We start from the raw sequence: 17246 nt of genomic DNA, 5'->3' as shown, positions 1-17246 counted from the left end.
TTCCTGAATCCGCTCGATCGATGCGCTTTGTCTAAACCTCTTTGCTGCCCGTCGTCTTGAGGTTTTGACGCTGCTTTATGTCAGCTACATCTTTGAGCCCGATGGCACCACCGAGTTTCTTCAGATAGTCCCACACGTCGAGGCTTTCTTTCGCAAACGCCTGGAATCGTTTGTGAGTGACTTCCAGCAGTTCCTGGTGCAGTCGTGAGAGCTCGGTTAAAGAGCTGGCGCGTTTGATCTGCTCGGGGTTTTTGCTCGCCCAATCAAGGAAGATATCGTCCAGCAGGTAGGTGTCTTCCGGGTGTACAAAATAGCTGAATGCGATATCTGTCGGCCTGATACCCGAGCCAAATCTCCAGTAGTTGAGCATGGCGCCCGCCACTTCCCTGATAGCGCTCGACGCGCAGCTCGCCGCCAGTTTGTGCAGCGGATGATCGGCATGATCTTTGGATAACTGGGAGTGCGTGGGATCTGTAGATCCAGTTTGATGGGGATCGGCCCCGGTATGGGTCTGTATATCGTCAATACTGTTGCCGATGATTTGCAGCATTCCCTGAAAGATCGTGTTGTAGGCGTTGCCCGCTAAACGTAAGGGGCTGGAAATGACCCAGTTATAGAGCTCAAACAGCTTGAAGCCGGGAATGGCGCTGGCCTTGTCACGGGTGGCAAGGAAGTCTTGAAACGTCTCCAGCAGCCACGCCTCCTCATGTTCGCTGAGCAGGATCAACAGCATCCGTTCCGAGTCGGAGCGAGCGCCGGGCCTGGTCGGGTTGAAATCCCATATTGAGTCCGGAGCCAGCAGTTTGGCGATGGGGCCTGCCAGGCTGGCGATTATGTCAGTGCCTCCAAATGTGCCGGTTACTACGGGGAGTTTGTGCTTGCAGTCGGCCGGGCCTGTCCAGGGCAAGACGTCTTTGTGATTCAGGGCAATGAGGTTCAATTCAACAAAATTGGAGTGAGCAAAAAAGTCTTCAAGTATATGCAGTGCTCCGCCCAGCTTGCGTAAACCTTCCGGGGTGTAACCCTCTTTCATGGCGGCGAATAGCTCTATGCGCATCTTCGCGGCCGAGCGATGTATGTAGGACTTCATCGACGAGTCTTTAGCCACTTCCAGCAGTGGATCATCTTCCAGCACCCAGGCTTCGAACTCCGGATCGCGTTCAGCGAGATCCGCCGGGGTGGGATTTTCGACTCTCGGGTTGTCAATGTGATGGCTCGGACGGTAGACCCCCAGCTTTTGCTCGGTCACTTTGTAGCTGGAACTGTCTTTGGCCCTTAACTCGTGAAATTTTCTGGCGGCCATCACATCGACCACCGCTGTCAGTGCTTCGCGCGACATGACAGCGGGAAAGTCCTTCTTTTGATTTTTACCCCGGACAACCTTGGGATCCAGTAATTGCGCGTGATCCCGAAGCCAGTTACCGAAATACATGGCTTGCAGGTCTTCTTTGGCAAAGCCGATCGCCTCCAGGCCTGCTTCGATTCGTTCGTGGCTGAAAAGGCCGTTGCCGCTGCCATCTGCTTCAAATGCTTCTCGGTCGGGGTCCATCGTTTCGCCGTCCAGTCGAACGATGTCGCTCTGCCTTTCCCGTACCGCTCGCATGCCCAAGGTGTAATTGATTTTGATGACGTGTTCGGTTTTATCCTCATCCACGTAGAGGCCAAGGATCAGATCGTCTTCGTCCTGCAGGCCAGACCCTGCCATGTGCAACGCAAAGCGGGCGCCTTCCTCTCCGGCGGAATCCGGGTGCAGGGGCGGTGTGTCTGCCGCGTGACGGGGGGCAAGGTCCCGGCGGATTACTTCATCAATGTGGTGGCCGAATTCATGAAGCAACACGGCCAGTAGCTCCCAGGTGGCGTCGGGGTGCTTGACGATGTGCTGCATTGCCGCCACATGAATCCTGATAGTCCGGTCGCGGTTGTTGTAATCGGCCGGATAGGTTCCAGACGAGACGACCTCGTAGCGAGGCAGGGGGATGGTTTCTGCGATCAGGGCCTTTTGCAGTTCCAGATAAACTCTGGGGTGGATGTCCACGCCGAAAATCGTCGCCATTTCCATTATGAAGTGAGGCGCAGCGTGCGTGCGGGCCAAACGGTTCAGCAGACTCAGGGCAACGGTACTGTCCAGTCGTGGTCGGTGTTTACTGGATAAAAACGCGTCTGTGTTTCTGTTAGCAGTTTTAGCGCGATGCATCAGATGGTTGATATAGCGGGTATTTTTTTTCGGTGAGGCAGCTTGAGGATTCATCCGTGAGTCCTTGAAAGTGTGCAAACGCAGAGGCCCGCGTCGCATAGAAATGTTTTGGGTGAGGCCGAATGGAGTTTACGGACGAGTCCTGACCGAAAAAGCAGGATAGGCTTTCAATTGCTGTAGGCGGGGGATTCAAGCGGAGTAAGAGTAGAACGATGATCCTGCGAGGTTGCGGCAACCTGGGGTTGCCGCCTGCTTATCAAGAAACGGCCATCAAGGGATAGCGACCTCAATCACGCCATCTGCGGTAACGGTCACGTCGCTGGTGCCGGCTTCAACATCCGGTGTCGGTGCGCTGTCCGCCATGGAGGATTTCATCATCATGGCTGGCGCGCGCAGGTACGGCTGCGGGTAACCAGACGTGTTGAAGTTCAGATTGACCACTTTGTAGCCGGTACCACCCAGAGCTTCGGTGACCAGTTGGGCGCGGGCGCGGAACGCAGTCACGGCTTCTTTCAGCAACGTGTCTTCACTGGCCTTGCGTGTCGGTTTGGAAATCGAGAAGTCCATTCCGCCCATTTTCATGTCGCCCAGTAGTTCGCCAGTCAATTTGGACAGGGCCGCGAAGTCGGCGCTTTCCAGGCGAAGTTCTGCACGTTCGCGCCAGCCGGTGATCTTCTGGCCTTTATCATCGTAGATCGGGTAGCTGTTGCGGTTGCCCTGGCGAATCGTGACACCTTTGACCTGACGCGCCTGACCAAGGGCTTTATTCAAGGTCTCGGTGACTTCAGCAGCCAGTTTGGCAGGGTCAGTGTTCTGCGCTTCGCTGTACAACGTGACGTTCATCAGGTCGCGGGAGACTTCCTGGTTGACCTCGGCACGTACGGAGACCTGGTTGTAGTTAACGGTGTCTGCCAGCGCTGGAACGCTGGTCAGCGCAGCAGCGCCGAGGGCGAGCAGGGCGGCAGTAGGGCGAAGGCTGAACATTGGAAACTCCTTGTTATGAAGCATGCGTATAGCAGACAGGCCTGCGACAGACGTCGACAGGGCGCAAAACCATAAGACTGTGAGTGGAGGGGTGTGGTTCCGGCAGCTTCAGGGTTGCCGGGCTATCGATCGCCGAAACGAAAGGTAAATTATTCATGAAACCTGTGGTGGTTTGCCGCAGTTTGCGCAGTTTTTGTTGTTGCTTGGTTATACTCGCATCGATTCGCCTGGAGCACTCATCAGGAGAGCTCATGCTCGCCCCCGTCCAATTGTTGTCCGCTACGCGCCAGAATCTCTGGCGTCTGACCTTTATCCGCACGCTGGTACTGGCTGCTCAGGCTGGTTCGGTGGGTATTGCGTACCTGTTTCATTTATTGCCGCTGCCCTGGATGCAACTGGCGATCACTCTCGGGTTCTCGACGATCTGGTGCGCGGTGACGGCAGTTCGGTTGCGCACGTCGTTGCCAGTGACTGAGCAAGAGTACTCCGTGCAACTGGCGTTCGACCTGTTTATCCACAGTGCGCTGCTTTATTACTCGGGCGGTTCGACCAACCCGTTCGTTTCTTATTATCTGGTGCCGCTGACCATTGCCGCGGTCACGTTGCCATGGCGTTATTCGCTGATCCTGTCGGGCATCGCGCTGGCGCTGTATAGCTGGCTGATGGGGCATTCTTATTCTCTGGACACTTATCCGATCTCGCGGGAAAACCTGCAGGTCTACGGAATGTGGCTGAGCTTCGCCCTGGCCGCCGCCGTCATTACCTTCTTTGCGGCGAAGATGGCGGAGGAGTTGCGGCGTCAGGAACAATTGCGTGCCGAGCGTCGTGAGGAGGGGCTACGCGATCAGCAACTGCTGGCGGTTGCAACGCAGGCTGCCGGTGCGGCTCATGAACTGGGCACGCCGCTGGCGACCATGAGTGTGCTGCTCAAGGAAATGCGTCAGGACCACAAGGATCCGGCGTTGCAGGATGATCTGGAAGTCCTTCAGGAGCAGGTCAAACAGTGCAAGCAGACACTGCAGCAGTTGGTGCGTGCCGCAGAGGCCAATCGCCGTCTGGCCGTGGAAATGCAGACTGTCAGCCACTGGCTCAACGAATCACTGGATCGCTGGCATTTGATGCGTCCTGAAGCCAGCTACCGCTTTCAGTTGCTCGGCAAGGACACAGCGCCCATTCTTGCGCCGCCGCCTGACCTGACTCAAGCGCTGCTCAACCTGCTTAATAACGCAGCCGATGCATGCCCGGAGGGACTGGAAGTGAGTCTGAATTGGGACAGTACGGAAATCTGTATCAGCATTCGCGACCACGGCCCCGGCGTGCCACTGGCAATTGCCGAACAAATCGGTAAACCTTTCTTTACGACCAAGGGCAAAGGCTTCGGCCTGGGCCTTTTCTTGAGCAAGGCCAGCGTGACCCGCGCGGGCGGCTCGGTGAAACTCTACAGTCATGAGGATGGCGGCACGCTCACCGAGCTGCGCCTGCCCCGTGACGCCCGAGGAGATGATGCATGAGTGACGAAACCCAGGTTGATGGCGAAGAGCTGCCGCATTTGTTGCTGGTTGACGATGACGCCACGTTCACCCGTGTGATGGCGCGGGCGATGTCCCGACGCGGTTTCCGTGTCAGCACGGCCGGCTCCGCCGAAGAAGGATTGATCCTGGCTCAATCGGACATCCCGGAGTTCGCGGCGCTGGACCTGAAAATGGACGGCGATTCCGGCCTGGTGTTGCTGCCCAAGCTGCTGGAGCTGGACCCGGACATGCGCGTGGTAATCCTCACCGGTTACTCCAGCATTGCCACGGCCGTTGAAGCCATCAAGCGCGGCGCCTGCAACTACCTGTGCAAACCGGCCGACGCTGACGATGTGCTGGCTGCGCTGCTGTCTCAACATTCGGATCTGGACACCCTGGTGCCGGATAACCCGATGTCGGTGGACCGCCTGCAATGGGAGCATATTCAGCGCGTGCTGACCGAGCACGAGGGCAATATTTCCGCTACCGCCAGGGCGTTGGGCATGCACCGCCGTACCTTGCAGCGCAAATTGCAGAAACGCCCCGTACGCCGCTAACGGCTGCTGTTTGTCATGGATGATCGCGTAGTGCGTCCGCCGCTCACGCCCGGACGCTGAACTTCACTGTGAAGTCGAGTCATCACCATGAATCGCAATGCCGAATACACGACTGTAAATGACAGTGTGCGGGAGAAATTCTTCTCCCGCGTCTGGAAGCTGATTACTCCTTACTGGCGCAGCGAAGAGAAGGGCCTCGCCTGGCTCCTCTTGATCGCCGTGATTGCGCTTTCGCTGTTCAGTGTGGCCATTTCGGTGGTGCTCAACAGCTGGTACCGAGACTTCTATAACTCGCTGGAAAAGAAGGATCTTGAAGCCTTTACCCAGTCGATTCTGTATTTCTGCGGCATCGCTACCGTGGCTATTCTGGGCGCGGTTTACCGGTCCTACCTGACGCAGATGTTGACCATTCGCTGGCGGCGCTGGCTCACCGAGCAGCATTTTGCCAAATGGCTCAGTCACAAAAGCTACTACCAGCTGGAGCAGGGCGGTTACACCGATAACCCTGACCAGCGCTTGTCCGAAGACCTCAACAAATTCACCAGCGATACCCTGTCGCTGGGCCTTGGGCTGATCAAAACCATCGTCAGTCTGGTGTCCTTTTCGATCATCCTGTGGGGCGTGTCCGGCAGCATCGAGTTGTTTGGGATCGAGATACCCGGCTATATGTTCTGGGCCGCATTCCTTTATGCAGTTGTGGGCAGTTGGCTGACGCATTTGATCGGTCGGCGTCTGATTCCCCTGAGTAACCAGCAAGAGCGTTACGAAGCTGACTTGCGTTTCTCGCTGGTTCGCGTGCGTGAGAACGCCGAAAGTATTGCGCTTTCGGACGGCGAGCCCAACGAGAACGAGCGTTTGAGTTCACGCTTCGGCATGGTCTGGAGCAACTTCTGGTCGATGATGCGGGTGCAGAAACGCCTGACGTTCTTCACGGCCGGTTATTCACAGATCGCGATCATCTTCGCCTTCGTGGTGGCCGCGCCGCGCTACTTTGCGGGCAAGATTGAGCTGGGCGAGCTCATGCAGATCAACTCTGCTTTTGGCAATGTGCAGGAAAACTTCAGCTGGTTTATCGACGCCTATGCCACGCTGGCGTCGTGGCGGGCCACCTGTGACCGTCTGCTGAGTTTCCGGCAGGCTCTGGATCAGAACGAGGCCCATGTTTCAGCCATCGAAATCAGCCATACAGGCGAGTCGCTGAGCCTGGCCGGGCTGGCGCTGCAATTGGGCGCGAGCCGACAGTTGCTGAAGGACACGAACCTGAACATCGCAGCAGGTGAGCGGGTCATGGTGGGTGGTCGATCCGGCAGCGGCAAGAGTACTTTGCTGCGTGCGCTGGGCGGGTTGTGGCAAAACGGTAAAGGCCACATTCAACTGCCTGCCGAGCCCTATCTGTTCCTGCCGCAGAGGCCTTATCTGCCGATTGGCACATTGCGTGAGGCCATGAGTTATCCACAGACTGTGGAAACGTATCCGGCGGAACGCTTCGCCCAAGTGCTGGAAGCCTGTCGACTGGGGCACCTGATACCGCGTCTGGACGAGAGTGATCACTGGCAACGCATGTTGTCACCCGGTGAGCAGCAACGCGTCGCGTTTGCCCGGGCGTTGCTGTTCCAGCCACGCTGGCTCTATCTGGATGAAGCCACCTCTGCCATGGACGAGGAAGACGAGGCGTTGCTGTATCAGGCGCTGATTGATGAGTTACCGGATGTAACTCTGGTCAGCATTGGCCATCGCAGCAGCCTGAAGCGTTTTCACAGACGGCTGCTGCGTATCGAGGATGGGGATTTGCGCGAACAGCCGCATTCTCTGCATGTTGTATGATCGGGGCGTACTATTCATTCGTTTTTTATGAATGTGATCGTATAACCCGGTGAGCTATCATCACTTCTTTCATTGCTCGAGATCGACGTTGGATATGGAAAATCAAAGCGCACTGCCTCGCGCACGCCGCAAGCACCGCAGCCTTGCGCAAGAGCTGGTCACTGAACTGTCCGAGCGTATTCGCAGCGGGCTGCTCAAGCGTGGCGACAAACTGCCCACCGAATCGGCCATCATGGAAGAACAAGGCGTCAGCCGCACAGTGGTGCGCGAGGCTATCTCGCGTCTGCAGGCGTCCGGTCTGGTAGAAACCCGTCACGGTATCGGCACCTTCGTGCTGGATACGCCAAGCCCGAGTGGCTTCCGTATTGACCCGGCCACCATCGTCACCTTGCGTGATGTGCTGGCGATCCTCGAATTGCGTATCAGCCTTGAGGTCGAATCGGCCGGGTTGGCGGCGCAACGTCGCACCGATGAGCAATTGCTGGCGATGCGTCAGGCGCTGGATGCACTGAATGAAAGTGCTGCTCATGCTGCTGATGCGGTAGGGTCGGACTTCCAGTTCCACCTGCAGATTGCGCTGTCGACGGGCAACCGTTATTTCACCGATATCATGACTCACCTGGGCACCAGCATCATTCCGCGTACCCGTCTGAACTCGGCGCGCCTGGCTCATGATGACCAGCAGCACTACATGACCCGCCTGAGCCGTGAGCACGAAGAAATCTACGACGCCATCGCCCGCCAGGACTCCGACGCCGCCCGCGCTGCCATGCGCCTGCACCTGACCAACAGCCGCGAACGGTTGCGTCATGCCCATGAAGAGGCTGAATCGCAGCGGGCCTGATTGAGTGCCTCAATACCTGTGGGAGCAGAGCTTGCTCGCGATAAGGCTGGATGCGGTTCATTTCAGATCGCATCCAGCCTTATCGCGGGCAAGCCCAGCTCCCACATAAATACCGCGCGCCCCCTCTATCCGGGCTAATTCCTCCCAGTGATCATACGACCTTAGTCTATCCAAATTCCCGCCAGGGCCCATTCCTTCGGGGCCTGCGCTACTATCTGCTACAGCTTACGGAAAAAACCGAAAATCCCTGTTGAGTGATTTTATTATCAGTTGTACGATGACTTACGACATCGGCAGACGACCGGTGATCCATTCACAATAAATGCTCCCAGGGTGTTCGAATAATGAATCCACAAGAACTGAAGTCCATCCTTTCCCACGGTCTGCTGTCTTTCCCTGTTACCGACTTCAATGCGCAGGGCGACTTCCATCGCGCTGGCTACGTTAAACGTCTCGAGTGGCTGGCCCCGTACGGCGCAAGCGCTCTGTTCGCTGCCGGCGGTACAGGTGAGTTCTTCTCCCTGGCAGCCAGCGAATACTCCGAAGTGATCAAAACCGCGGTTGATACCTGCGCGACCAGCGTGCCGATTCTGGCAGGTGTTGGCGGCTCGACCCGTCAAGCCATCGAATACGCTCAAGAAGCAGAACGTCTGGGCGCCAAAGGCCTGTTGCTGCTGCCGCATTACCTGACTGAAGCCAGCCAGGACGGCGTAGCCGCTCACGTTGAAGCGGTCTGCAAGTCAGTGAAAATCGGCGTTGTCGTTTACAACCGTAACGTCTGCCGACTGACTGCTCCGCTGCTGGAACAACTGGCCGAACGCTGCCCTAACCTGATCGGCTACAAAGACGGTCTGGGTGACATTGAACTGATGGTCTCGATCCGCCGTCGTCTGGGCGATCGCTTCTCGTACCTGGGTGGTTTGCCGACCGCTGAAGTTTACGCAGCTGCCTACAAAGCGCTGGGCGTTCCTGTCTACTCGTCGGCCGTTTTCAACTTCGTACCCAAGCTGGCGATGGACTTCTACCACGCTATCGCCAAAGACGATCACGTTGCCGTTGGCAAATACATCGACGACTTCTTCCTGCCATACCTGGACATTCGTAACCGCAAATCCGGTTACGCCGTCAGCATCGTCAAGGCTGGCGCAAAAATCGCCGGTTACGACGCCGGTCCAGTGCGCACACCACTGACCGACCTGACTGCCGAAGAGTACGAAATGCTCGCCGCGCTGATGGACAAGCAAGGCAAGCAGTAACACACCCCCGAACCAAAGCCGCTGAGCGATTCAGCGGCTTTGTGCCATGGACGGTTTGTCAGCGGCACAAGGGCTGATGGGGTCTGCATCGGTTCGTAGGGACGCGCATCAACTGTAGGTGGGAAGTGTCGTTAATCACGACTTTTTCCAAGGGGCCGACAGGCGCGAGCGACACAAAAAAACAGATATACCCGCGTAAAAAAAATAATTAGTGGGAGTTCACACACACATGCAACAGTCCAAGCCGACTCACGTCCGCTATTTGATCCTGCTCATGCTTTTTCTGGTGACCACGATCAACTACGCCGACCGCGCCACCATCGCTATCGCGGGCTCCAGCCTGCAAAAAGACCTTGGTATCGACGCCATCACTCTCGGGTACATCTTCTCTGCTTTCGGCTGGGCCTATGTGGCTGGTCAGATTCCGGGTGGCTGGCTGCTCGACCGTTTCGGTTCCAAGAAAATCTACGCATTAAGCATTTTTACCTGGTCGCTGTTCACCTTGCTGCAAGGCTATGTTGGCGAGTTCAGCATTGGCTCCGCGGTCATCGTGCTGTTCATGCTGCGTTTCATGGTGGGTCTGGCCGAAGCGCCTTCCTTCCCTGGTAACGCGCGCATTGTTGCGGCCTGGTTCCCGACTGCCGAGCGCGGTACTGCCTCTGCGATCTTCAACTCCGCACAATACTTCGCCACCGTGCTGTTCGCTCCGCTCATGGGCTGGATCGTTTACAAATTCGGCTGGCAGCATGTGTTCGTCGTGATGGGTGCCATCGGTATCGTGTTCTCGGCGGTCTGGATGAAAGTTATCTACAGCCCGCGCGAACATCCACGCATCAACAAGGAAGAGTTCGATCACATCGCCGACAACGGCGGCATGGTCGATATGGATCAGGACAAAGGTAAAGGCAAAAGCGGCGGCCCGAAATGGGACTACATCCGTCAACTGCTGACCAACCGCATGATGCTCGGCATCTACCTGAGCCAGTACTGCATCAACGGCATCACCTATTTCTTCCTGACCTGGTTCCCGGTTTACCTGGTTCAGGAACGTGGCATGACCATCCTCAAGGCGGGCATGATCGCCTCGTTGCCAGCCATCTGCGGTTTCATCGGTGGTGTATTGGGCGGCGTGATTTCCGACTACCTGCTGCGCAAAGGCCACTCGCTGACCTTCGCTCGCAAAGCACCGATCATCGGCGGCCTGCTGCTGTCGACCACCATCGTTGCCTGTAACTACGTTGATATCGAGTGGATGGTCGTCGGCTTCATGGCCTTGGCGTTCTTCGGTAAAGGTGTGGGCGCACTGGGCTGGGCGGTGATGTCCGACGCTTCGCCGAAGCAGATCGCCGGTTTGAGCGGTGGCCTGTTCAATACCTTCGGTAACATTGCTTCGATCACCACGCCTATCGTGATTGGCTACATCATCAGCTCCACTGGCTCGTTCAAATGGGCCCTGGTGTTTGTGGGTGCCAACGCAGTGGTTGCGGTGTTCAGCTACATCTTCATTGTTGGCGAGATCAAACGCGTTGAACTGAAAGAGCCTCCAACCGAGGGGCCATTGACTGGCGAAGCCAGCGACCTTTCTCAAGCTAAATCCTGAGGAAACCGTGATGAACCTGATTCAACATGCCGACTCCCCGCGCTACATCCGGCTCCATGAGCTGGATAACGTGGTGGTAGTAGTCAACGACCAGGGTGTGCCTGCCGGTACCGAATTTGATAATGGTCTGGTGACCGTCGATAACGTTCCGCAGAGCCACAAGGTCAACACCGTCGATATCGCTGAAGGCGAGCCGATCATCCGTTACGGACACACCATCGGTTATGCCCTGCAGCCGATTCCTCGGGGCAGTTGGGTCAGGGAAGATCAGCTGCGTATGCCATCGGCACCGGCGCTGGACAGCCTGCCGATGTCAGACGCGGTGCCGGAAAGAGGCGCACCGCTGGAAGGTTTTACCTTTGAAGGCTATCGCAACGCCGACGGTACTGTCGGCACGCGTAACATTCTGGGCATTACCACCACTGTGCAGTGCGTGACCGGGGTGCTTGATCATGCGGTCAAGCGCATCCGCGAAGAGCTGTTGCCCAAGTACCCCCACGTCGATGACGTGGTGGCGCTTACTCATACTTACGGTTGTGGTGTGGCTATCACCGCGACCGACGCTTACATCCCGATCCGCACAGTGCGTAACCTTGCGCGCAACCCGAACCTGGGTGGCGAGGCGTTGGTGATTGGGCTGGGCTGCGAGAAATTGCAAGCCGGGCAGGTCATGCACGAAGACGATCTGTCTGTGGATCTCAGCGATCAATGGATGTATCGCCTGCAGGACTCCAGCCATGGCTTCAACGAAATGATCGAGCAGATCATGGAGTTGGCTGAAGTGCGCTTGAAGAAGCTTGATCTGCGACGTCGTGAAACCGTGCCCGCCTCAGAGTTGATTCTGGGCATGCAATGCGGCGGTAGCGATGCGTTTTCTGGCATCACCGCCAACCCGGCATTGGGTTACGCCTCGGACTTGCTGCTGCGCGCAGGCGCTACCGTGATGTTTTCGGAAGTGACCGAAGTACGCGATGCCATCTACTTGCTGACGTCCCGCGCCGAGACTCAGGAAGTGGCCGAAGAGCTGGTTCGGGAAATGGACTGGTACGATCGTTATCTGGCTAAAGGCGAGGCGGACCGTAGCGCCAACACCACACCGGGTAACAAGAAGGGCGGGTTGTCGAACATTGTCGAGAAATCCCTGGGATCGATCGTCAAGTCGGGCAACAGCGCCATCAACGGCGTGCTGGGCCCTGGCGAACGCTTCAAGCGCAAAGGCCTGATTTTCTGTGCCACACCGGCCAGTGACTTTGTCTGCGGCACCCTGCAACTGGCGGCCGGGATGAACCTGCACGTGTTCACCACCGGGCGCGGTACGCCGTATGGTCTGGCGATGTCTCCGGTGGTCAAGGTATCGACCCGTACAGAGCTGGCGACGCGTTGGCCTGATCTGATCGACATTGATGCCGGCCGTATTGCGACCGGGCGTGCAACGATTGAAGACCTTGGCTGGGAGTTGTTCCATTTCTATCTGGACGTGGCCAGCGGCAAGAAAAAGACCTGGACCGAGCATTACCGTCTGCACAACGACATCACCCTGTTCAACCCTGCGCCTATTACCTGATATCAGCGCTGTTTTTCCTGTGGGAGCCGGGCTTGCCCGCGATAAGGGTGACTCGGTCTCGCATGAATCGCGTCGCCCTTATCGCGGGCAAGCCTGACTCCCACAAGGAACTGTGCCTGCCTCGCGAAAGCGAGCTTAGATAAATCTTCCCCGCCAAGTTCAAACTCCCAGCCCGACGGCGACGAGATTAACCACTGGTCATCTTTGCTTTAAGGCCCTCTGAACTTACATATTCTTTCGGTTCTCCCTTGTTAGTTCCGGGTGCTTTTGCCCGACTGGCCTTATCGCCTGCAAGGAGAGAAAAATGCGCGCACTGACTTATCACGGGTCTAACGATGTTCGGGTCGATACCGTTCCTGATCCGGTTATTCAAGAAGTCGATGACATTCTGTTGAAGGTCACCGCCACGGCGATTTGCGGCTCTGACCTGCATCTGTATCGCGGCAAGATTCCAGCCACTGAATCGGGCGATATTTTTGGCCACGAGTTCATGGGGATCGTTGAAGAGGTAGGTTCGCAAGTCACCACGGTCAAGCCTGGCGACCGGGTTGTTATCCCCTTTGTCATCGCCTGCGGCAGTTGCTTTTTCTGCCAGCTGGACCAGTTCGCAGCATGCGAAACCACCAACACCGGACGCGGTGCGATTCTGAACAAGAAGTCCATTCCGCCTGGGGCTGCGTTATTTGGTTTCAGCCATTTGTATGGCGGTATTCCAGGTGGGCAAGCTGAGTACGTGCGCGTGCCTAAAGGCAACACCGGCCCTTTCAAAGTGCCGGGCACGCTGTCCGACGACAAGGTGTTGTTCCTTTCCGATATCCTCCCGACTGCGTGGCAAGCGGTGCTCAACAGCGGCGTAGGCCAGGGTTCGAGTCTGGCGATCTATGGTGCCGGGCCGGTGGGATTGCTTAGCGCGGCCTGCGCAAGAATGCTGGGCGTCGAGAAAATCTTCATGGTCGATCACCACGCGTATCGCTTGGCCTACGCACAAAGCACTTACGGCGTGATCCCGATCAACTTCGATGAAGACGATGATCCCGCTGACACCATCATCAAGCAGACCCGTGGCATGCGCGGCGTGGATGGCGTGATCGATGCGGTCGGGTTTGAAGCCAAGGGCAGCACGACTGAAACCATTCTTGCGACCCTGAAACTTGAGGGCAGCAGTGGCAAGGCCTTGCGCCAATGCATCGCCGCTGTGCGACGCGGTGGTGTGGTGAGCGTACCGGGTGTCTACGCCGGATTCATCCATGGCTTCCTGTTTGGCGATGCTTTCGACAAAGGCCTGACGTTCAAAATGGGCCAGACCCATGTACAGCGTTATTTGCCTGAATTGCTCGAACACATCGAAAGCGGGGCGCTTGCGCCAGAGGCGATCATTACCCATCGCATGTCGCTGGAAGATGCCGCCGAGGGTTACAAGATCTTCGACAAGAAGCAGGAGGATTGCCGCAAGGTGATTCTGGTGCCGGGGATGAGTAGCGCTACAGCGGTCTAAAAGCCAAATGTAGGAGCTGCCGCAGGCTGCGATAGCGGGTGGTGTAGCTGAATAATCGCTATCGCAGCCTGCGGCAGCTCCTACATAGGTTTATGGCTGTCAGGAATACTTCGCCGAATAGTGCGGGTAATCCACAAGACGAGCGCCGATGACCATCTCACTGATCCAGTTGGTCAACATCGAGCTGTACATACTCTGGCTCAGATCGCTGCTCAACGCGTGGTCGGCGCCGTCCACCAGGCGATAGGTTAGCGAGTGGGCCTGTTCGAACGCACTGCGATAGCTCATCAATGTCGCGTGGGGCACATAGTCGTCCTGTTCGGACTCAATCAGCAGCACGTCCCCGTGAAATTCTTTGCAGGCTGCAAGCGCACGGTTGTCAGCGGCAGTCACCGCAGAGCGGCGGTAATGGGCCAGCTTGTCGCGATCCAGTTCCTGCTTGGGCATTTCCCAGTCGGCATCCCAATACAGCGCGGGTACACGCAACGCCAGCCATTTGACCGGGCGCATGGAGCTGAGGATGGTTGCCAGGTAACCGCCATAGCTGCTGCCAATGACGGCGATGGCATCGCTGTCGACCGCAGGGTGGCTGGCCAGTCGGTCGTAGGCAGCGAGCAAATCCGCCAGGCTTTGTTCCCGGGATACCTTGCTACGCATTTCGTGAGTGCCCTCGTGCCCGCGCAGGTCAAACGTCAGGCACACGCAACCCAGACCTGTGATGTTTTTGGCTCGCGCCAGGTCCCGTTGCTGACTACCACCCCAACCATGGACGAACAAAATGCCGGGGATCTTCGCGCCAGGGGTCAGGATCGTTCCGGAAATGGATTGGCCATCTACTGCAATCTCAATGCTTTCACTGCTTACACTCATAAGGTCTGACCTTTGTGAATTTGCTGATGAAACCAACCTCGGGATCGTCGCCTTCGTAAAGAACGCTGGCGTCGGCCGGGATTGTGGTTTCGCCGTATATTTCGTGAGTCGAGGCACAGATACGCTGCAGGGCTGGATCGGCCGCAAAAGCCAGTAAAGCTTCGACCTCAGCAGGGCTCGCACCACCGATTCGCCAGGATTGTTCCAGTACACCGGAGCAGCGTTCGCCTTTGGCGTTTGTGCCTTGAGCAATGTCGTAGTTGCGCCTTGAGGCGATGAAGTCGGGGAAATGTTTGAGCGCCGCGTTCTCGTAGTGCATGGCCTGAGTCACGGCGCGGCGAACGGGCTCATCCAGCTCAAGCGCAAGCAGCGCTTCATAACCGCCGCGCACAATCCACAGCGTAGAGCCGCCATAAACCGTTTCGCCCTTGTTGTCCTCAGTGAGGCATTGGGTGCCGTGATAACTGGCGGTGATCCCGGCAACCTGCACCAGGCCAACACTCAGGGTGATAACGTCAGTGAGGTCTTCTTCGATCACCAGACCCCATGTTGCGACCTCTTCCATGGCTTGCTCGGCAATCGCGGCCTGGAGTTGGCCCTGATCAGTGACCACGATCTGCCCCCGTCCAGCCGTCGCCAGCACGGGTTTGATCCGCGCCGGTCCGTTGGCCAATACTCGCTCACCGGCACGCAATGCGTCGGCTTCATTAAAAACGGTAAAACCTGCGAGCACTGAATCAGCAGCATCCTCGTGGATTTGCCGTGACCAGCCGGGAGGCTGCGCCGTGGCTTCATCCAGCAGGGGATGGGAAATGGCCTTGGTGGCCATAAACGGCTCGGCGATCAAACCACCGAACAGGTCGTCGGAAGACTGAATGTTCAGGTCGCTGTTCTGTTGTTTGCCAATCAAGGTGTCAGACGGGATGAAGTACAGATTCATGCCCTTGTGGATGGCGTTGTCGTAAAGCCCGAGAAATTCACAACCCAACAAAGTCGCGATTTTCTCGGCCAGTTTCTGATGCACTACGACTTCGTGTGTGGCCAGTTTTTTGTGGGTAGGCAGAAGAACTACGGCAGCTTTTTCAGTGCTAGATCCGGATCCGCTCATGGACGACTCCCTGTGTAGGCCAATGGCTCGCTACTAGGTTTTTTATACGTCGACTACCTGTTTTATGAACGGAGGGGCGGTCGCAGAGTTCCCCGGCGCTGACCGCCGGGCGGTTGTATCAAGGCTCGCTTTTGGCCGGGGAGCCGAGAGCCTCGATATCACCAATCGCTTTGTATTCCTTGCGCAGTGCACGAAGCTCTTTGTGATCCAGCTTGTCCAGGCTCAGCAAGGCGTTTTGCGCGTCCTTGGTCACGCGCAGCAGTTCGTCGATCTTGATATGCAGTACATCGTTGTCGCGGTTCTGAGTGTTCTGAATCAGGAACACCATCAGAAAGGTGATGATGGTCGTGGACGTATTGATGATCAGCTGCCAGGTATCGTTGTAGTGAAACCAGGGGCCGGTGATTGCCCACAGGCAAATCAGGGCAATCGCAGCCATGAACGTTCGTGCGCTGCCTGCCCACTTGGACAGCCCTTGGGCAAATTGGGAAAACTTCATGCGGTGTGGCCTTTCGTAGAATCTGTGAACTACTGACCACAGCCGATTCTTGAAATTTCTTCTTACAAATACTTTCATCTTCGTCAGCAGTGAAACCCTTTTGCAATGCTTAGCTGTTTACATCAGCGCATTGAATTCTGGAAAGGGAGAAGTGCTATGCCGATGATCGCGAGATGGGCCCTGCAGGGTGTGGCGCTGTTCTTGTTCGCCTGGATGGCAGCGATGACGGGGCATTGGAGCAGCGAAGTCATGGATGGCAGTCGATCGGACCGGCTTGCAGTGCTGGGCGAGGCGGCGTTGGTCAACAGCAAAACCGTCGCCAGCAATGAGACGGTGAGCACTGCGCAGTAGGTTTTCAGAGCCGGATGAAATGGGTTTTCTGTAGGAGCTGCCGGAGGCTGCGAAGCGCTTATCCTGACACGCCGCTATCGCAGCCTTCGGCAGCTCCTACAGGTCCAATGCTCAAACGCGAGACAAAAAAAGACCCGCTACGAGGCGGGCCAGGAGATTCAACAGGAGTGACGCTAGGTTAAAAGCGCCGCCGTGAAAATCATGTGAAAAGGATGTCGTAGAAATGGAAAGCCCGGCGAGTAAGCCGGGCTTTTTTATTCCTGTTCTTCAAACCTGATCTCAACCGACATGCGCCGCCGTCTGGTTGACCGATGTAGAGCTGAACCTGCCGGGCAACGAGTGCGGGGCATTGATTCGTGATTTCATTTTTTCAGCAAATTCGCGGGCTTCATCCCTGCTGCGACATTTGACGGGGTAGTTGTCCAGCTTCACGACCCAATTGGCGCCGTGAGTCCCTTCTTCTATTTGGATTAGCATCGGTAAGCATCTCCATCAGTGGGGTGAACGAAACGCCGAGTCAACGGCGGCTGAAAACGTCGGAAAAATCCTGCACCGAAAATGGCAAATGAGCTACATAAAAATTACCTAT

The 17246-nt window shown here is 56.7% G+C and carries 15 protein-coding genes; 9 read left to right on the top strand and 6 right to left on the bottom strand.

The features are described from left to right. Window positions 1-31 precede the first annotated feature (31 nt). Both K3169_RS25810 and K3169_RS25805 read right to left on the bottom strand, forming a co-directional pair. Entirely contained in the window at window positions 32-2248 is a 2217-nt protein-coding gene (locus tag K3169_RS25810; RefSeq protein WP_263268709.1) for a Het-C domain-containing protein, read from the bottom strand. Window positions 2249-2464: 216 nt separating this feature from the next. After that, window positions 2465-3178, bottom strand: coding sequence for an SIMPL domain-containing protein (locus K3169_RS25805; RefSeq protein WP_027901131.1), 714 nt, complete (start codon window positions 3176-3178; stop codon window positions 2465-2467). Between the two features lie 251 nt (window positions 3179-3429). Here K3169_RS25805 and K3169_RS25800 point away from each other — a divergent pair, with 251 nt between their 5' ends. The 8 genes from K3169_RS25800 (at window position 3430) to K3169_RS25765 (ending at window position 13829) form a co-directional block, all read left to right on the top strand. Further along, window positions 3430-4689, top strand: coding sequence for an ATP-binding protein (locus K3169_RS25800; protein WP_263268707.1), 1260 nt, complete (start codon window positions 3430-3432; stop codon window positions 4687-4689). Further along, window positions 4686-5246 carry a response regulator transcription factor gene (locus tag K3169_RS25795; RefSeq protein ID WP_027901129.1) on the top strand — a complete coding sequence of 187 codons (561 nt, stop codon included), beginning with the start codon at window positions 4686-4688 and terminating at the stop codon, window positions 5244-5246. The genes K3169_RS25800 and K3169_RS25795 overlap by 4 nt, the downstream gene beginning before the upstream one ends. A gap of 87 nt (window positions 5247-5333) precedes the next feature. Beyond that, on the top strand, window positions 5334-7070 hold the full coding sequence (locus tag K3169_RS25790) for an ABC transporter ATP-binding protein/permease (protein WP_263268704.1): 1737 nt from the start codon (window positions 5334-5336) through the stop codon (window positions 7068-7070). Between the two features lie 94 nt (window positions 7071-7164). Beyond that, complete coding sequence (locus K3169_RS25785) at window positions 7165-7914, top strand: FadR/GntR family transcriptional regulator (RefSeq protein ID WP_027901127.1); 750 nt, start codon at window positions 7165-7167, stop codon at window positions 7912-7914. Between the two features lie 344 nt (window positions 7915-8258). After that, the gene (gene kdgD, locus K3169_RS25780) at window positions 8259-9170 is read left to right on the top strand and encodes a 5-dehydro-4-deoxyglucarate dehydratase (RefSeq protein ID WP_027901126.1); all 912 of its coding nucleotides are present in this window, start codon (window positions 8259-8261) and stop codon (window positions 9168-9170) included. A 229-nt stretch (window positions 9171-9399) separates the two neighbouring features. Next, entirely contained in the window at window positions 9400-10770 is a 1371-nt protein-coding gene (locus tag K3169_RS25775) for an MFS transporter (protein ID WP_263268702.1), read from the top strand. 10 nt (window positions 10771-10780) lie between these two features. Beyond that, the gene (garD, locus tag K3169_RS25770) at window positions 10781-12334 is read left to right on the top strand and encodes a galactarate dehydratase (protein WP_122705533.1); all 1554 of its coding nucleotides are present in this window, start codon (window positions 10781-10783) and stop codon (window positions 12332-12334) included. A 304-nt stretch (window positions 12335-12638) separates the two neighbouring features. After that, window positions 12639-13829, top strand: coding sequence for a zinc-dependent alcohol dehydrogenase (locus tag K3169_RS25765; RefSeq protein WP_099268157.1), 1191 nt, complete (start codon window positions 12639-12641; stop codon window positions 13827-13829). Window positions 13830-13928: 99 nt separating this feature from the next. Here the strand turns inward: K3169_RS25765 and K3169_RS25760 are convergent, their stop codons facing one another. The 3 genes from K3169_RS25760 to K3169_RS25750 form a co-directional block, all read right to left on the bottom strand. Beyond that, the gene (locus tag K3169_RS25760) at window positions 13929-14699 is read right to left on the bottom strand and encodes an alpha/beta hydrolase family protein (RefSeq protein WP_263268699.1); all 771 of its coding nucleotides are present in this window, start codon (window positions 14697-14699) and stop codon (window positions 13929-13931) included. Then, window positions 14683-15807: a DUF3182 family protein gene (locus K3169_RS25755; RefSeq protein WP_263268697.1), complete on the bottom strand. Its 1125-nt coding sequence runs from the start codon at window positions 15805-15807 to the stop codon at window positions 14683-14685. Before K3169_RS25755 ends, K3169_RS25760 begins: the two co-directional genes overlap by 17 nt. Window positions 15808-15925: 118 nt before the next feature. After that, complete coding sequence (locus K3169_RS25750; RefSeq protein ID WP_027901121.1) at window positions 15926-16306, bottom strand: low affinity iron permease family protein; 381 nt, start codon at window positions 16304-16306, stop codon at window positions 15926-15928. A gap of 156 nt (window positions 16307-16462) precedes the next feature. On the opposite strand from K3169_RS25750, the gene K3169_RS25745 reads away from it, so the two are divergent. Then, complete coding sequence (locus K3169_RS25745; protein ID WP_027901120.1) at window positions 16463-16657, top strand: hypothetical protein; 195 nt, start codon at window positions 16463-16465, stop codon at window positions 16655-16657. 279 nt (window positions 16658-16936) lie between these two features. Here K3169_RS25745 and K3169_RS29645 read toward each other — a convergent pair whose 3' ends face one another. Continuing rightward, on the bottom strand, window positions 16937-17134 hold the full coding sequence (locus K3169_RS29645) for a hypothetical protein (protein ID WP_027898088.1): 198 nt from the start codon (window positions 17132-17134) through the stop codon (window positions 16937-16939). Window positions 17135-17246 lie beyond the last annotated feature (112 nt).

The organism is Pseudomonas phytophila, assembly GCF_025643095.1.
Lineage (GTDB): Bacteria > Pseudomonadota > Gammaproteobacteria > Pseudomonadales > Pseudomonadaceae > Aquipseudomonas > Aquipseudomonas quasicaspiana.
This window is presented reverse-complemented; position numbering and strand designations above follow the sequence as displayed.

Bases quoted from the DNA above. Each gene is read 5' to 3' on its own strand.
- K3169_RS25775 (WP_263268702.1), top strand. From the start codon at position 9,400: ATGCAACAGTCCAAGCCGACTCACGTCCGCTATTTGATCCTGCTCATG.
- K3169_RS25745 (WP_027901120.1), top strand. From the start codon at position 16,463: ATGCCGATGATCGCGAGATGGGCCCTGCAGGGTGTGGCGCTGTTCTTG.
- K3169_RS25760 (WP_263268699.1), bottom strand. From the start codon at position 14,699: ATGAGTGTAAGCAGTGAAAGCATTGAGATTGCAGTAGATGGCCAATCC.
- K3169_RS25795 (WP_027901129.1), top strand. From the start codon at position 4,686: ATGAGTGACGAAACCCAGGTTGATGGCGAAGAGCTGCCGCATTTGTTG.
- K3169_RS25810 (WP_263268709.1), bottom strand. From the start codon at position 2,248: ATGAATCCTCAAGCTGCCTCACCGAAAAAAAATACCCGCTATATCAAC.
- K3169_RS25755 (WP_263268697.1), bottom strand. From the start codon at position 15,807: ATGAGCGGATCCGGATCTAGCACTGAAAAAGCTGCCGTAGTTCTTCTG.
- K3169_RS25790 (WP_263268704.1), top strand. From the start codon at position 5,334: ATGAATCGCAATGCCGAATACACGACTGTAAATGACAGTGTGCGGGAG.
- garD (WP_122705533.1), top strand. From the start codon at position 10,781: ATGAACCTGATTCAACATGCCGACTCCCCGCGCTACATCCGGCTCCAT.
- K3169_RS25805 (WP_027901131.1), bottom strand. From the start codon at position 3,178: ATGTTCAGCCTTCGCCCTACTGCCGCCCTGCTCGCCCTCGGCGCTGCT.
- kdgD (WP_027901126.1), top strand. From the start codon at position 8,259: ATGAATCCACAAGAACTGAAGTCCATCCTTTCCCACGGTCTGCTGTCT.
- K3169_RS25765 (WP_099268157.1), top strand. From the start codon at position 12,639: ATGCGCGCACTGACTTATCACGGGTCTAACGATGTTCGGGTCGATACC.
- K3169_RS25750 (WP_027901121.1), bottom strand. From the start codon at position 16,306: ATGAAGTTTTCCCAATTTGCCCAAGGGCTGTCCAAGTGGGCAGGCAGC.
- K3169_RS25800 (WP_263268707.1), top strand. From the start codon at position 3,430: ATGCTCGCCCCCGTCCAATTGTTGTCCGCTACGCGCCAGAATCTCTGG.
- K3169_RS29645 (WP_027898088.1), bottom strand. From the start codon at position 17,134: ATGCTAATCCAAATAGAAGAAGGGACTCACGGCGCCAATTGGGTCGTG.
- K3169_RS25785 (WP_027901127.1), top strand. From the start codon at position 7,165: ATGGAAAATCAAAGCGCACTGCCTCGCGCACGCCGCAAGCACCGCAGC.